This window comes from Kitasatospora sp. NPDC023176, assembly GCF_055560495.1.
Window position 1 is genome coordinate 117,130 of sequence record NZ_JBVHIP010000005.1, and the last position, 14,277, is coordinate 131,406.

Genomic DNA, 14,277 nt, shown 5'->3' on the forward strand with positions numbered 1-14,277 from the left:
CCGTAGACGTCGTAGTGGCTGGTCCAGCGCCACTCACCGGCACCGTTCTTGAACCAGTACTTCGACCCGTCCCAGCCCTGCTTTCCGGCCGCGGCGTGCGCGGAGCCGGCCCCCGCCGTCAGGCCGACCACGCCGGCGCCCGCCAGCACGGTGGTGGCCAGGCAGGTACTTCGCACGGCCCGGTGTATTCGGCTGCCACCGCCGGCCTCGGCGGCGCGGGCGGTGCGCGGCCTGGCCGCGCAGTTCGGGCAGCCGCAGCCCGTGATCGCGGGGATGCTGCCGAGGCGCTCCTCGAAGCCGATCAGACCGGAGTCGGCGTCGGGGTCGATGCCGGGGTCGGCGTACGCGCCGGTGGCTATCCTCATGCGGGTCGTCCTTCCTTCCGCCCGGCACGGGCGGCCGGGGGCGGTACCGAGGCGGCCACTCCGGCCGGGGCGACGAAGGCGACCAGCAGCTGTTCCATCAGCGCGCTGCGAGCGGCCTCGTCCAGTTCGTGCGCGGTCGCGCGTTCCAGCCGGCGCACGGCCAGCGCCGCCGCCTCCACCGCGTCGTCGACCAGTACGGTCCGCAGGCCGGCGTCCAGGTCGGCGAGCCGGCGGCGGCGCATCGACTCGGCCACCTCGGGCGCGTAGTCCAGCGCCAGCGGCTGCACCGAGTAGACCTCCAGGCCCGCCGGGGCGGCCTCGGCGGCCAGCGCCCGGGTCAGCTCGTCGGCGAACCACTGTCCGTCGCGCAGGGCAGGCCCGGGTGCCGCGTTGCTGTCGCACGGCAGGGTGGAGGCGGTACGGGTGAGTACCGCCTGGACCTGCTCGCGCAGGTAGCTCTCGTGGTCCTCGATCGCCAGCAGCGCCCGCGCGGTGTCCTTGACCCGCCAGACGATCAGCAGCCGGACGACGATCGGGGTGCCGGTGCGGTCGACCACCTTGACCGGCTCGCTGCGCCAGTGCCGCAGCCGCACGTCGACCCGGCGGCGGCGCAGCAGCGGGTTGACCCAGACCAGCCCGGTCCTGCGCACCGTGCCCCGGTAGCGGCCCCAGCGGGTCAGCACCCGGGTCTCGCCGCCGGCGTTGGCCAGCAGGCCGGCCAGCGCGCACACCACCAGCAGACCGGCCGCGCTGACCCCGGCGATCGCCGGGGCGTCCACCTCGGGCCGGCCACTGGCCTGGGCGGCGGGGCCGCGCAGTTCGGGCAGGGCGTCCCCGTACGGGATGACACCGGTGCGCAGCAGCACGTACACCGCGCCGGCCAGGCCGAGCAGCACCACCAGCAGGGCGACCCAGCCGGGCAGCGCGCCGGCGGTGTGCTCGCGCAGCGCCTGGTCCGCCCGCGGGGGGCGGCGCGAGGTGGCGGCGGCGGGGGCCCCGGCCTGGTCGGCCTCGGGGAGTTCGACGGTCTCCGGGCCGGCCGTCTCCAGCGGGTCCCGCAGGTCGGCGGAGCGGGCCGGGGACGGACCGGGGACGACCGCCAGCGGGGCGGTCGCCGGACCGGCGTCGACCGGGCCCGCCGGCTTGGCGGCCTTGACGGTGGAGACCTTGGCCAGCGGGCTGGCACCGGAGGCGGAACGTTCCGGCAGGGCCGGCGGGAACGACTTGGGCAGGTTGTCGGGTCGCTGCGAAGAATCGCGGGTGACGTCCATGCACGGATCCTCTGGGTCTGGTGTGTCGCGCAACGGGCGGCCCGGATCTGACGGGCAGTGCCAGAATCAGGCTAAGTTCATACGTCATCAAATGCGACATTTGAGCCGAGGTGTGTCGACATTTACTGACGAATCGTCCGAAGTTGACCTGACGCGCAGGCACATGAGCGGATGGTCGGGACGGTTCGGCGCAGGTCAGCGCCGTCGGGCACCGGATCCACGGGCGAACACCCGACGGGTGATCAGCCCGATCCCGGCGAGCACCAGCAGTACCCCGGCGAGCAGACCGTGCCAGCGGGACTCCCGGGGCCGCCCGACCGCCGCCCCCTCGACCGGGGGCGCGGGCAGCGGCCGGGCGGCAACCCCGCCCGTCCGGGGTTCGCCCTGGTCGGCGGCCGACAGCGGCTCGGCGACGACGGCCGGGCTCCCGTCGGCGACGACGGCCGACGGGACACCCGGGGACGGGGCGACGCTGCCGGACGGCTGGGCGGAGACGGCGGGAACGAACGGGACCCCCGGACGGCTCGAAGAGCCGGAGACGGCGGAGGTCGGGACGGCAGGGGTCGGGACGGCAGGGGTCGCGGGGGCGGACGGCATCGGTAGCACCGGCGCCGAGGGCTTCGCCGGGGCCCCGACCACCGGCGGGACGACCGGCGGGACGACGATCGGCAGCAGCCCCGGCGGGATCGGCCGGAGCGCCGGAACCTCGGTCGGACTCGGCGACCCGACCGCGGCCGTGGGCGCCACCGAGGGCGCCACCGTGGCCGCCCCCGCCGTACCGGAGGGTCTCGGCGAGGCCCCCACCGACGCCGTCACGCTCGAACCGGCACTCGGCCTCGGACTCGCGCTCGGACTCACACCCGGCCCAACGGACACCGTGGAACCGGGCGTTGCGGTGGCCGAGGCCGAAGCCGAAGCACTCGACCCCGCCGAGACCGACGCCGAGGCCGAAACCACCGGACTCGAAGAAGCCACCGGACTCGAAGAAGCCACCGGACCGGGCACCACAGCCGCCACCCGCACCCGCACCGGATCCGCCGTAGTCCCGTTCCCCGCCCGGTCGGTCGCCGTGACGGTCAGCCACTGCTCCCCGTCCGCCAGGTCCCGGTTGGCGGTGCAGCTCCAGCTCCCGTCCAGCGCCACCGCGGCCCCGCAGAGCACCGTACGGTCGTCGGAGCCCGCCGCCGGACTCGCCGTGACCAGCACGTTCGAGCCCGGTTCGGCCCGCCCGGTGAGCTTCGGCCGGCCGGCTCGCAGCACCTCGCCGGGGGCCGGGGAGGTGAGCACCGGCTTGTCCGGCGGCACCGTGTCCACCACCAGGACGACCGGCTGCCCGGCCGTCCGGTTCCCGGCGGCGTCGACGGCGACCGGGGTGAGCTGGTGGCTGCCGTCCGCCAGGTTCTCGACCGGCAGACAGGACCACTCGCCGTCCGTGCGGACGGCGCTGCTGCACAGTTCGGAGGAGGTGGACCGGTCGGTGACGGAGACGGTGCTGCCGGCCTCGCCGGTGGCGGTGAGCCGCAACCCCGGGTCGTTGGTGTAGGCGGGGAGGGTGAGCACGGGGGCGGCCGGCGGCGCGGTCTTCACGGCGACCTTGGCCGGCTCGCCGCGCAGCACCACGCCGCCGCTGGTGGTCTCCACCGGGGTGAGGGCGTGCGGCCCGGCCGCGAGCGGGCCGCCGGGGCGGCAGGACCAGGCGCCGCCGCGGTCGACCTTGGCCTTGCAGAGCGTCGCGTCACCGTCCCGGACCTCCACCGCGGCGCCCGCGACGGCGCCCTCGCCGCGGATCTGCGGGCGGGCGTCGGCCAGGACGGTGCCGTCGACCGGCTCGGCGATCTCGGGCCGGGCGGCGCCGACGGTCAGCCTGATCCGCTGGTCGGAGACCTCCCCCGAGTCGGCGAAGCCGCCGGAGGGGACGAGTTGGCTGGTGTCGCGGCCGATCCGCAGCCGGGCCCAGGTCTCACCGGCGGCGGCGCCGGGCGGCACGGTCCACTCCAGGATCGCGGTGTCGGCGCCGGCCGGGATCTCGGTCTGCACCCGGTCGGCGGGTTCGAAGCGGCCGCTGTGGTCGAAGTCGATCCAGCCGGCCAGGGTGGCGGGCTGGCCGCCCACCGCGACCGGGACGGTGACCCGGTAGTAGCGGCCGATGGCGGCCTCGTCGGGGAAGCCGATCGACGGGTCGGCGCCCTGGTACTCGCCGCGGCCGGGCTGGAGCTTGGGGGGTGGCGGGCTGGCGGCCGTGCTGGCGAAGGGGTTGCCGCGCCGGACCGCGCCGTGGTCCAGCTCGACCAGCGGTTCGTCGCCCGTGCCGGCGCCGGTCCGGCTCCGGTCCCGGCGCGGCGGGGTGGCCGCGTCGGCGCCCAGGAAGAGGTCGGAGACCACGTGCGAGGCGTTGCCGTAGGCCTGCGGCGCGGTGCCGAGGTCCTCGTCCACGGTGACGGTGTAGGCCTGGCGCAGGACGGGCGGGGCGGTGGTGCTCCCGGCCCGGGCGGTGGAGCGCTGCTCGATCCGGAACACCGCGGTGCGGACCGTGCCGGCGAGCTCCAGGGTGCCCTCGGCGGCGGAGCCCGCGGCACCGTCGGTGCTGCCGTCGCTCCCGGCGGGGGCGAGGGAGTCGCCGTCGACCGTCCAGCCGGGCCAGTCGGTGCGCCCGACCAGGGTGGGGGCGGCGGGCGAGCCGCCGGTGAGGGTCAGCCGGGCGGCGGTGCCGGTGGTGCCGGACTTCCCGGTGGCGACCGCGGCCAGTCCGCTGAGGTGCAGCCGGGGATTGCGGACCGGCCGGGAGAAGCCCAGCCGGAGGGTTCCGACGGTGCGCCAGGAACCGTCCGTCAGCGGCTGGTCGGGGGTGATGCCGAAGGTCTGGGCGGCATCCCCGGGGCGCTTGCCGTCCGCGTAGACCGCGGTGGAGCGTCCACCACCGGAACGGTCGGCGAGCCGGCCGGCCCCGGCGGTGACGGCCGTGCCGTCCGCGCCCGTGAGGTCGAGCTGGACGGAGAGGCCGGACGGCAGCACCGCCCGGTGCTCGCCCGACCAGGCGTCAGGGGACTGCTGGGCCACCGAGAGCGGGGCGTCCCAACCGGTCAGCGCCCCGACCGTGAGAACGGCCAGGGCGGCAGCTGTGCGGGGAAACTGTCGGCTCATCCGGCTCTCCTTCACGGTCGGCTGCCGGGGTGGCGGGCAGTCCGGGCACACGATCGGACAAGACGGAATCACGATCCCGGACCGGTCATACGGCGACACCTGGGCTTTTAACCGCGTCCCACCCGTTTGGCGCTCATCCGGGCGGCAGGACGGGTTGTACCTGAATCGGCTGCATTTCATCCATTGGCGGCAATGGATCTCACACGAACGGCTGCGCCCACCCGAATGGCGGAGAAGGGGGAATTCGGCCGAGTAGGCGGACACCAGCGTCCGGCACCTGACCATTCATCAGGGAACTCTGTTTGAATTACCCACCCGCTCAGTAGAGTCGGGCCCCGTGACCATGGACCCCGTACGCGTCAGGCGCGGTTTCGCCGCCGTAGCGCCCCACGGTCCCGTCGTCACCGAATACGTCCACCGGCATCTATTCGAGCACGATCCAGCTCTCCGCGGCCTCTTCGCCGAGCACCTGGAAAAACATCGGGACCGGCTGTTCGCCCGCCTGACCCACTACGCCGGCGACGCGTGGACCCCGCAGGCCGAGGCCGCCCGGACCGCCGTCTACGCGGTGGTCGGCGACACCAGGGGCGCGGCGCTCACCGACGCCCGGTCGGCCTAGCCGGGAGCGGTCCGTGGCCTTCGACCCCGCGGTCATCCGCGCCGGCTTCGCCGTCGTCGAGCGCCGGGCCGACCACCTGGGGCGACCGTCCTGCTGGCGGCCCGCTCGGCGGCCGGGCAGTACGACCTGGACGCCGTACGGCGGCTGCTCACCCGCAACCCCCGGCTGCGGGTGCCGACCGCCCTCCCCGACCGGCCGTCGGGCCCCGACGGGACCACCGCGCTGCTGCGACGGACCCTGCACGGGCACGGCGACTTCACCGGCTGGGAGGTCCACCTCTCCGGCCCGCCGGAGCCGGTCGCCGAGCCGGCCGGACTGGTGCTCGCCCTGGGCGCCGCCCCCGGGCTGGTCCGTCACGACCCCGCGCCCGTCACCTTCAACCGGGCCCGGCCGCTGACCAGCTCGGACTGGTTCCTGGACCACCGGAACGTGCCCTGGATCAACCGGACCGACCTGGAGTGACCGTCGTCACAGTCGAGCGGGAGCGGGGCCGGGCCGGGAAAACGGAGAAGCCCCCGGCCGGTGGCCGGGGGCTTCTCGCTGGTGCGCTCAGCAGGATTCGAACCTGCAACCTCTTGATCCGTAGTCAAGTGCTCTATCCGTTGAGCTATGAGCGCAAGGAACGGGCGAACCCGATCTTGCGAAGGTTGGTGCGCTCAGCAGGATTCGAACCTGCAACCTCTTGATCCGTAGTCAAGTGCTCTATCCGTTGAGCTATGAGCGCTCGCCCTGGTGACCGTGGCCCCCGGGGCGTTGCGGGGACAACATTACATGACCTGCGACGCAGGACGAAATCGATTGATCCGACCCCCTCCGGGCCCGTGACGACCCGGCTCCCGGCCGGCTCCGGCCCGGCCGCCGACCAGGCCCCGGACATGCGAAGAGCCCCGCCGACGAGATCGTCGACGGGGCTCCCCGGCTGCGGAGGCTGAGGGATTTGAACCCTCGATCAGGAATAACCCCGAAACCGCATTAGCAGTGCGGCGCCATAGACCGGACTAGGCGAAGCCTCCCCACAAGGACCATGCCCGCGCGATGCGGACCCGTTCCGTGTGTCAGCGATGATGCCACAACCGTGGGGCTCGGCACCAACCACCGCCCACGTTACTAGGCGGGTCGTCCCCGCCGCAAAGAAGAATGAGATACTGCCGACTCCGGAGGAGCTGCCCTGAGCCGAGGAGACCTGTCGACGTGAGCAGCAGGCCGATCCGAGGCGCTGCTCGCCTCGACGCCATACTCGACGCCCTGCCCGACGCGTTGTTGCTGGTGAACAGCAACGGCACGGTGGTGGACGCCAACAGCGCGGCGGTCCAGGCGCTACAGGCGCCCGGCACCTCGCTGGTCGGCATGGGCGTGCTCGGACTGCTGCCCGAGTTCGACCCCAGCCGGATCCCCGGCTCGATGCGCCCGGCCACCCGGGACGGCGACGACCTCGACCGCCCGGTCCGGATGACCGCCCACCGCACCGACGGCACGACCTTCCCGGTCGAGGTCTCCGGCAACGACTTCGCCACCGACGGCGGCGACGGCTACGGGCGCTCCCCGTACGAGCCGTACCGCGAGGGCCCGCGCGCCTCCTCGTCCTCCGACCTGCTCCTGCTGCTGGTCCGTGACCTCTCCGGGCGGCTCGGCGTCGAGGCCGAGCTGCGCCGCCAGCACAAGCAGACCGAGATGATCCTGCGGGCCGCCGCCGAGGGCGTGCTCGGGGTCGACCTCGAAGGCCGCTGTGTGCTGGTCAACCCGGCCGCCGCGCACATCCTGGAGTACCGGGCGAGCGAGCTGGGCGGGCGCGAGCTGCACCCGCTGATCCAGCACTCCCGGGCCGACGGCACCCCGCTGGCGCTGGAGGAGTCCGCGCTGCTGGACACCCTGACCTCCGGGCGCAAGCACCGGGTGCGCGGCACCGTGCTGTGGCGCAAGGACGGCCGGCCGGTCACCGTCGACCTCACCACCGCCCCGGTCCGGGACGGCGACCAGCTGGTCGGCGCGGTGATGACCTTCACCGACCGCAGCCGCGAACTCGCCCTGGTCGCCCGCAACGAGCACCTCACCGCCGTCCTGGAGGGCGAACTCGGCGGCGCGCTGAGCGCGCTGAACCAGCGGCTGGACACCCTCGCCGCCGACCCGGCCGGGCAGCTCTGGCCGGAGGCCAACTGGACCCTGCGCCGGCTCGCCGACGAGTGCCGCCGGTTCGGCAAGCTGATCGACGACGTGCTGGAGCACCAGCGCTCCGAGGCCGGGGAGGCCGGCCCGGCCGAGGTCAAGGACACCAAGGACCCCAAGGACTCCACGGGCGCGAAGGAGGACAAGGACGGCAAGGACGGCAAAGACGGGCGCAAGGCCGCTCGGCAGGTGCCGGTCGGCCTGGACAAGGTGGTGCGCCGGGCCGTCGAGCAGGCCGGCGAACTGGTCGGCCCGGGCCGGGTGCGCTTCTCGGTGCACGCCGCCGCCGTCGAGGTGATCGCCGACGAGCGCCGGCTCGCCCAGGCGCTGGCCCACCTGGTCGCCGACGTCAGTGGCACCGGCCTCGCGCTGGACGCCCCCACCGCCCCCTCCCCCGGCCTGGCCGTCCCCGGACTGTCGGTGTCCGGCCTGGGCAACCCGACCGCGCCGACCGCGCCCCCCGAACCGCCGACCGTCGTGCTGGCCGCCGCCCAGCGCGGTGACGTCGCCCGGGTCGAGATCCGCGGCCCCGGCGTCGGCGGCAGCCCCGTCCACCTGCCGATAGCCCGCGCGGTGGTCGAGCGCCACGGCGGCGTGCTCCAGCCGCACGAGCTGCCCGGCAAGGCCGGCACCACCTACGTGGTCGAGCTGCCGCTGGACCCGGCCGCCGCGAAGGCCGCCGCCGAACGCGCCGGCGCCGAGGGCCGCTCGGACCGGCCCAAGGAGGGCGACAGCGCCGTCCTGCCCGAGCTGCCGGGCATCCCGCAGCTGCCCAGCAGCGGCGAGGCCGCCGAGTCCACCGGGAGCGGGCCGGCCACGGCGGCCGCCCCCGACGCCCCGGCCGGCTCCGGCGAGGGGCAGCCCGCCCGCGAGGCCGTCGAGCCGGATCCGGCCCCCGCCGAGGAGCCCCCGGCCGAGCGCCGCGGCCGCCGCGGTCGGCCCGCCGCCGAGAACCCGGCCCCCGAGCCCACCCCGGCCGACCAGTGGCCGAACGCCCCCGCGCGGGTCGAGCGGGCCGTCCCCGAGCAGTGGAACGGCACCGGCAACGACCCCGCGTACGGCCGGCGCGGCCCGGGCGCCCCGCAAGCTCCCCAGAGCGACCCGTGGGGCAAGGACGACGGCCGCTCCGGCCCCGCCTACGCCGTGCCCGTCGAGGGCGGGCGCCCGCAGCAGAACCGGCCCGCCGGCCGCGAGCCGCTCGCGCTCGGCCCCGCGCCCGCGGCCCCGGCGCCGGCGCCGTCCGCGCCCGCAGCCGCGGAGCCCGCCACGCCCCCCGCCGAGGACGGCGGCGAGGCCAAGCCGCGCAGACGCCGCGCGCTGCCCTCCGCCGAGGACTCCTCGGGCGGCTTCGCGCTGCCCGGAGTGGGTGAGACCCCGGTGTACCCCGGCCTGGAGCACGCCCTGCCCGCCGGCCCGGCCCCCGCCCCGACCGAGCCCGCCACCGCGCCGACCGGCCGCCGCCGCCGGCTCTCCGTACCGCCCGGGCCCGCGCCGGACGCCCCGGCCCCGCAGGCCGGTGGCGGCGCGCTGGAGCCCGCCCGGCCCGCGCTGCCCACCGCCGAGGAGCAGAGCGCCCCGCGCCCGGTCGGCAGCGGGCTGGCCGAGCTCGCGCCGCCGCGGCCGATCGTCGCCCCGGTCGGTGCCCCGGTGCCCACCGTCCCGGCGCAGCCGCCGGCCGCTCCCCGCGCGCTGGCCGAACTGCCGCCGGCCCGGAGCGACCGGCCCGACACCGAGCAGTCGCCGGCCGCGTCCGGCGAGCTGGCCAACACCCGTCGGCTGCTGGTCTGGCCCGAGCCGGACCCGGCCACCAACCAGGCCCTCCAGTCGCGCGGCTACCTGCCGGTGATCGTCCGCTCCCGCGAGGAGGTCGACGCCCAGGCGAACGCCTTCCCGGCGGCGCTCTTCGTCGACCCGCTGACCAGCCCGATCACCCGCACCGCGCTGCAGTCGCTGCGCACCGCGGCGCTCAACAGCAGGGTCCCGGTGCTGGTCACCGCCGGCCTCGGCCAGGCCACCCGGGACGCCGCGTACGGCGCCGACCCGGCCGTGCTGCTGCGCGCCCTCGCCCCGCGCGACGGCGAGCACCACGCCCCGCGGGTGCTGCTGGTGGAGGGCGACCCGGACATCGCCGCCGCCATGATCAGCAGCCTGGAGCGGCGCGGGATGCACGTCGAGCACGCGGTGGACGAGAACGACGCCGTCGCCCGGGCCAGCAGCGTGCAGCCCAACCTGGTGGTGATGGACCTGTTCCAGATCCGCCGCCGCCGGATCGGCCTGCTGGACTGGCTGCGCGCCAACGACCGGCTGCACCGCACCCCGCTGGTGGTCTACACCTCGGTCGACCTCGACCCGCGCGAGCTGCCCCGGCTGCGCACCGGCGAGACGGTGCTCTTCCTCGCCGAGCGCTCGACCAGCGAGGACGTCCAGTCCCGGATCGTCGACCTGCTCGGGCGGATCGGCACGATGGGCGAGGCGGGCGTCGCCGCCGCGGGCTGAGGCCCGGAGAGACGGCGGAGGCCCGGAGACACGGCGGAGGGCCGGTCCCGTTCCGTACGGGGCCGGCCCTCCGTGCTGTCCGCTACTCCTCGGCTACTCCTTGCCGAGCGTGGTGACGTCCAGTTCGTCGGCCGCGTAGCTGGCCCGGAGCACCTTCTTGTCGAACTTTCCGACCGAGGTCTTCGGGACGGACTCGACGATCGCCCAGCGCTCCGGCAGCTGCCAGGAGGCGATCCGCTCGGCCAGGAAGGCCCGCAGCTCCTTCAGCCCGGCGGTCGCGCCCGGGCGCAGCACCACGGTGGCCAGCGGGCGCTCGCCCCACCGCTCGTCCGGCACCGCGACCACGGCGGCCTCGGCCACCTCGGGGTGGCCCATCAGGGCGTTCTCCAACTCGACCGAGGAGATCCACTCCCCGCCCGACTTGATGACGTCCTTGGCCCGGTCGGTGAGGGTCAGGTAGCCGTCGGCGGTGATGGTGCCGACGTCGCCGGTGCGCAGCCAGCCGTCCTCGGAGAACTTGTCCTCGGGGCGGAGCGGGTCCTGCCCGGCACCGCCGTAGTAGGCGCCGGCGATCCACGGGCCGCGCACCTCCAACTCGCCGGCGGCGACGCCGTCGTGCGGCATCCGCTCGCCGCCCGGGCCGATCAGCCGGGCCTCGACCGAGGCCGGGAAGAGGCCCTGGGTGATCCGGTACGGCCACTCCTCCTCCGGGGTGAGGCCGCCGGGCGGCTGGGCGAAGGAGCCGAGCGGGGAGGTCTCGGTCATGCCCCAGGCGTGCAGCACCCGGATGCCGTGGCGCTCGTCGTAGGCCTTCATCAGCGAGGGCGGGCAGGCGCTGCCGCCGATGACCACCATGCGCAGGCTGGAGGTGTCGTAGTCGCCCGCGTCCAGCTCGTCCAGCAGGCCGCTCCAGATGGTGGGGACGGCGGCGCTGACGGTGGGCCGGACGGCGGCGATCATCTCGGCCATCGGCTTGGGCTGGAGGAAACGATCCGGCATGAGCAGGTTGGCGCCGGACATGAAGGCGGCGTGCGGGATGCCCCAGGCGTTCACGTGGAACATCGGGACCACCGGCAGCGCGGTGTCGCGCGGGGTGAAGGCGAAGTTGTCGCCGGTGTTGACCTGCATGCAGTGCAGGTAGATCGACCGGTGGCTGTAGAGCACGCCCTTCGGGTCGCCGGTGGTGCCGGAGGTGTAGCAGAGCACGGCGGCCCGGCGCTCGTCGATGTCGCGCTGCCACGGGAAGTCGGTGGGCCGCCCGGCGATCAGCTCCTCGTAGTCGTGCACGCCGCCCGCGAAGCCGGCCAGCAGCGAACGGTCGCCGGGACCGGCCACCACGATGTGCTTCAGGGTGGGCGCGAGGTCCGGCAGCACGGCGGCGAGCAGCGGCAGGACGCTGCCGTTGACGACGATCACGCGGTCCGCGGCGTGGTCGATGATGAAGGACAGCTGCTGGGCGGGCAGCCGCAGGTTCAGGGTGTGCAGCACGGCGCCCATCGCGGGGACGGCGAGGTACGCCTCCAGGTGGAAGTCGTTGTTCCACATCAGGGTCGCCACCCGGTCGTCCCCCGTCACGCCGAGCTCGTCGCGCAGCGCGTGCGCGAGCTGCGCGGCGCGGGCGCCCACCTCGGCGTAGGTCCGGACGACCGGCCCGCTCACGTCCCAGGTGGTGACGGTCGAACGGGCGTGGACGGTGGATCCGTGCTCCAGGATTCGGGTGACGGTGAGCGGTACGTCCTGCATCGTGCTGAACACGGGTCCTCCTCGACCTGGCGGCGCTGGCGACTCCGACGGCACACCTACCGGGCGGTAATGCGCGCGGACGTGCCCGATTGTGCCGTTCCGTCCGCCCGCTGTCAGCATCCCGGCCCCGTTGCGCGGATCACGGGTTCGCCCCGGTTCCGCACCGGGGTCGCTCAGCGGTGGTCGGGGCGGCAGAGCCGCAGCGAGTTGACCGGGTCGGGGGCGTACGCCGGGTCGAGGACCCAGCCCTGCTCGGCGGCGATCCGCAGCGCCTGCTGGGCGCCGGCGCCGCGGTAGGTGGCGCGGTGCAGCCGGACGCGGCGCAGGAAGGTGCCGTCCGGGGCGAGCAGCCGGCCGTAGCTTTCGGCGGTGCGGCCGAGCTCGCGGGCGGCGTCGCGCTTGAGGATGCGGCGGACGTGGCGGTCCCAGGCGGCGGGGCTGCCGGTGAACTCGGCGCGGAAGGCGCGCGGGCCGACCGTCCAGCGGGCGCCCCAGCGCTCCCAGTAGTCGGGCTCGGGGCGGTCCACCCAGAAGGTGAGCAGGGCGTACACCGGGGCGTAGCCGATCTGGAGCAGGAAGATGACGGGCAGCAACGGCGCGAAGCGGCCCGGCTGCGGGCCCCACGGGGTGCCGGGGGCAGCGGGCGGGTCCTGCGGGGAGGGCGCGCTCACGGCCGTGGGGGCGGGGAACCGGCGGACCAGCCGGACCCGCTCGGCGTCGGTGCCGGAGGGCGCCGCCTGCCAGCCGGAGCGCTCGGCGACCCGCACCACGCCGTCCGCGCCGAGGCCCCGGTAGAGGCGCGCCGCCAGGCCGACGGACACCTCGCGGCCGAGGTCGAGCTGCACCTCGCCGCCGCCGGCCGCGTGGTTCGCCTCGGCGGCGGCGATGCGGCGCTTCAGCACCGGGGTGACGTAGCGCTCCCAGTCCTCGGGGCGGCCGGTGAGCTCGGCCCGCAGACGGCGCGGCGGGATGAAGCTGCGGTTGACCCTCAGCCAGCCGTCGGAGCTGGGGCCCTCCCCGCCGTAGTTGGAGAAGATCGCGGCCGCCAGGATGGCCGCGAAGACGACCACCAGACCGAGGATCCAGAGCGGGGCGTAGATCCACTGCAGGAGGAACTGGAGCAGCACGGCCGCGCGGTTGCGGCGCGGCAGCGGGCCGGCGAGGCCGCCGGGCTGCGGCTGGTCGGCGGTGAACTGGCCTGCGGGGTACGGGGGTTGGGCGGTGAACTGGCCTGCGGGGTACGGGGGTTGGGCGGCGGGCTGCTGCGGCGGCGGAGCCGGCTGGGCGTACGGGTTCTGGGCGTACGGGTTCTGCGGCGGCGGCACGGGCTGGGCGTACGGGTTCTGCGGCGGCGGCACGGGCTGGGCGTACGGGTTCTGCGGGTACGGGCCCGGATGTTCCTGGCCGTTCGTCATGCCGCCCCCTGGGTGCTCGGTGAGCGGCCACCCTATCGACGGGGGGTCAGCCGGCGGTCGGCCCGTCGACCTGGTCGCGGTCGATGGCGAGGGTCTGGCCGGCGTAGGTCTCCTGGACGTTGCCGCGGTACTGGTGGACGCGCTGGCGGGAGCGCCAGAGGTCCGGGGTGAGCGGTCCGGCCCCGGCCGTGTCGGCGTGATCGTCCCAGTGGGCGTACCAGACGGCGTCGGGGAGCGGGGAGCTGCCGGCCCGGGCGGCGGCGGCCAGGTCGGCGACGCCGGAGTCGAGGCTGGAGTAGAAGCCGGAGCTGTAGCCCGCCGAGTGCAGGCCCTGGGTCCAGCCGAGGGTGAAGTCGACCACGGCCTGCCCGCAGGCGGCGTCGTGCACCGGGTAGGCCTCGATGTCCAGGTAGACCGGGCTGCCCGTGCCGAGCCCGAGCGAGCGCATCGCGCGCACGGCCTCGTCGGCCTCGTCCTGGCCCTGCTGGACGGCCTTGGCCGGGTCGATCCGCTGGGGCTTGCGGCTCAGGTCGGCGCATGGGGCCTGCAGGCCGACGTGCACCGGCAGGAAGCGCCATCCCGTCGAGCGCGCCTGGCGGATCCAGTCCGCGGTGAGCCGGGGCTGGGCGCAGCCGCGCTGGGAGCCGCTGACGTAGATGCCGACCGCCGCGTACGGGGAGGCGGCGCGCCAGCCCCGCAGGGTCTCGGCCGGGGGTGCGGTGCAGGCGTCGAAGGCGGCGCCGCTCCAGTTGTCGTGGAACCGGGGCGGGCCGAACCGGTCGGGGAGCTTGACCGCCCGGATGCGCGGGGCGGCGACGGCCGCGGGGGCGGAGGCTTCGGCGTCCACGCCCGTCCCTTCGATGGCCAGCAGGAGCACGAGGGAGGCGGCGAGGACGGCCGCCGGGCGGAGGTAGCGCATCCGGCCTTGGTACTGACGGACCGTCGGACGAACGCGTCCACCACGCCGCAGGGGCCGCGCGAGTCCACCCTTTCGGGCGCACCCGTCCGCATCCGTCCCGATTCCGGTAACGAGCTTGCTGCTTTGTCACTCCTTACGGCAAACT

At 75.3% G+C, this 14,277-nt stretch carries 8 protein-coding genes, 3 tRNA genes and 1 pseudogene; 3 read left to right on the forward strand and 9 right to left on the reverse strand.

The window, feature by feature from the left end; all coding sequences use genetic code 11:
• The 3 genes and pseudogenes from ACZ3YL_RS10205 to ACZ3YL_RS10215 form a co-directional block, all read right to left on the reverse strand.
• A pseudogene (locus ACZ3YL_RS10205) lies at positions 1 to 365 on the reverse strand (hypothetical protein); the annotation flags it as partial.
• Positions 362 to 1,636: an SPFH domain-containing protein gene (locus ACZ3YL_RS10210; protein ID WP_465656566.1), complete on the reverse strand. Its 1,275-nt coding sequence runs from the start codon at positions 1,634 to 1,636 to the stop codon at positions 362 to 364. The gene ACZ3YL_RS10210 and the pseudogene ACZ3YL_RS10205, both read right to left, overlap by 4 nt.
• 195 nt (positions 1,637 to 1,831) lie before the next feature.
• On the reverse strand, positions 1,832 to 4,777 hold the full coding sequence (locus ACZ3YL_RS10215) for an Ig-like domain-containing protein (RefSeq protein WP_465656568.1): 2,946 nt from the start codon (positions 4,775 to 4,777) through the stop codon (positions 1,832 to 1,834).
• Positions 4,778 to 5,114: 337 nt separating this feature from the next.
• Between ACZ3YL_RS10215 and ACZ3YL_RS10220 the strand changes: the two genes are divergently transcribed.
• Complete coding sequence (locus ACZ3YL_RS10220) at positions 5,115 to 5,396, forward strand: hypothetical protein (RefSeq protein ID WP_465656570.1); 282 nt, start codon at positions 5,115 to 5,117, stop codon at positions 5,394 to 5,396.
• A 171-nt stretch (positions 5,397 to 5,567) separates the two neighbouring features.
• The gene (locus ACZ3YL_RS10225; RefSeq protein WP_465656572.1) at positions 5,568 to 5,858 is read left to right on the forward strand and encodes a hypothetical protein; all 291 of its coding nucleotides are present in this window, start codon (positions 5,568 to 5,570) and stop codon (positions 5,856 to 5,858) included.
• A gap of 79 nt (positions 5,859 to 5,937) precedes the next feature.
• On the opposite strand, the gene ACZ3YL_RS10230 is transcribed toward ACZ3YL_RS10225, so the two are convergent.
• The 3 genes from ACZ3YL_RS10230 to ACZ3YL_RS10240 form a co-directional block, all read right to left on the reverse strand.
• Positions 5,938 to 6,013, reverse strand: a tRNA-Arg gene (locus ACZ3YL_RS10230).
• Positions 6,014 to 6,044: 31 nt separating this feature from the next.
• Positions 6,045 to 6,120 (reverse strand) — tRNA-Arg (locus tag ACZ3YL_RS10235).
• Positions 6,121 to 6,318: 198 nt separating this feature from the next.
• Positions 6,319 to 6,409, reverse strand: a tRNA-Ser gene (locus ACZ3YL_RS10240).
• Between the two features lie 178 nt (positions 6,410 to 6,587).
• Between ACZ3YL_RS10240 and ACZ3YL_RS10245 the strand changes: the two genes are divergently transcribed.
• On the forward strand, positions 6,588 to 10,055 hold the full coding sequence (locus ACZ3YL_RS10245; protein WP_465656573.1) for a hybrid sensor histidine kinase/response regulator: 3,468 nt from the start codon (positions 6,588 to 6,590) through the stop codon (positions 10,053 to 10,055).
• A 93-nt stretch (positions 10,056 to 10,148) separates the two neighbouring features.
• On the opposite strand, the gene ACZ3YL_RS10250 is transcribed toward ACZ3YL_RS10245, so the two are convergent.
• From ACZ3YL_RS10250 to ACZ3YL_RS10260, 3 genes are all read right to left on the reverse strand, one after another.
• Complete coding sequence (locus ACZ3YL_RS10250; protein ID WP_188306007.1) at positions 10,149 to 11,810, reverse strand: long-chain fatty acid--CoA ligase; 1,662 nt, start codon at positions 11,808 to 11,810, stop codon at positions 10,149 to 10,151.
• A gap of 161 nt (positions 11,811 to 11,971) precedes the next feature.
• Positions 11,972 to 13,213 carry a hypothetical protein gene (locus ACZ3YL_RS10255; protein ID WP_465656575.1) on the reverse strand — a complete coding sequence of 414 codons (1,242 nt, stop codon included), beginning with the start codon at positions 13,211 to 13,213 and terminating at the stop codon, positions 11,972 to 11,974.
• A 46-nt stretch (positions 13,214 to 13,259) separates the two neighbouring features.
• Positions 13,260 to 14,132 (reverse strand): DUF1906 domain-containing protein, encoded by an 873-nt coding sequence (locus tag ACZ3YL_RS10260; RefSeq protein ID WP_465656577.1) that lies wholly within the window; start codon positions 14,130 to 14,132, stop codon positions 13,260 to 13,262.
• Between the last annotated feature and the right edge of the window lie 145 nt (positions 14,133 to 14,277).

Coding starts and splice junctions, on each gene's coding strand:
- ACZ3YL_RS10210 (WP_465656566.1), bottom strand. CDS start 1,636: ATGGACGTCACCCGCGATTCTTCGCAGCGACCCGACAACCTGCCCAAG.
- ACZ3YL_RS10215 (WP_465656568.1), bottom strand. CDS start 4,777: ATGAGCCGACAGTTTCCCCGCACAGCTGCCGCCCTGGCCGTTCTCACG.
- ACZ3YL_RS10255 (WP_465656575.1), bottom strand. CDS start 13,213: ATGACGAACGGCCAGGAACATCCGGGCCCGTACCCGCAGAACCCGTAC.
- ACZ3YL_RS10260 (WP_465656577.1), bottom strand. CDS start 14,132: ATGCGCTACCTCCGCCCGGCGGCCGTCCTCGCCGCCTCCCTCGTGCTC.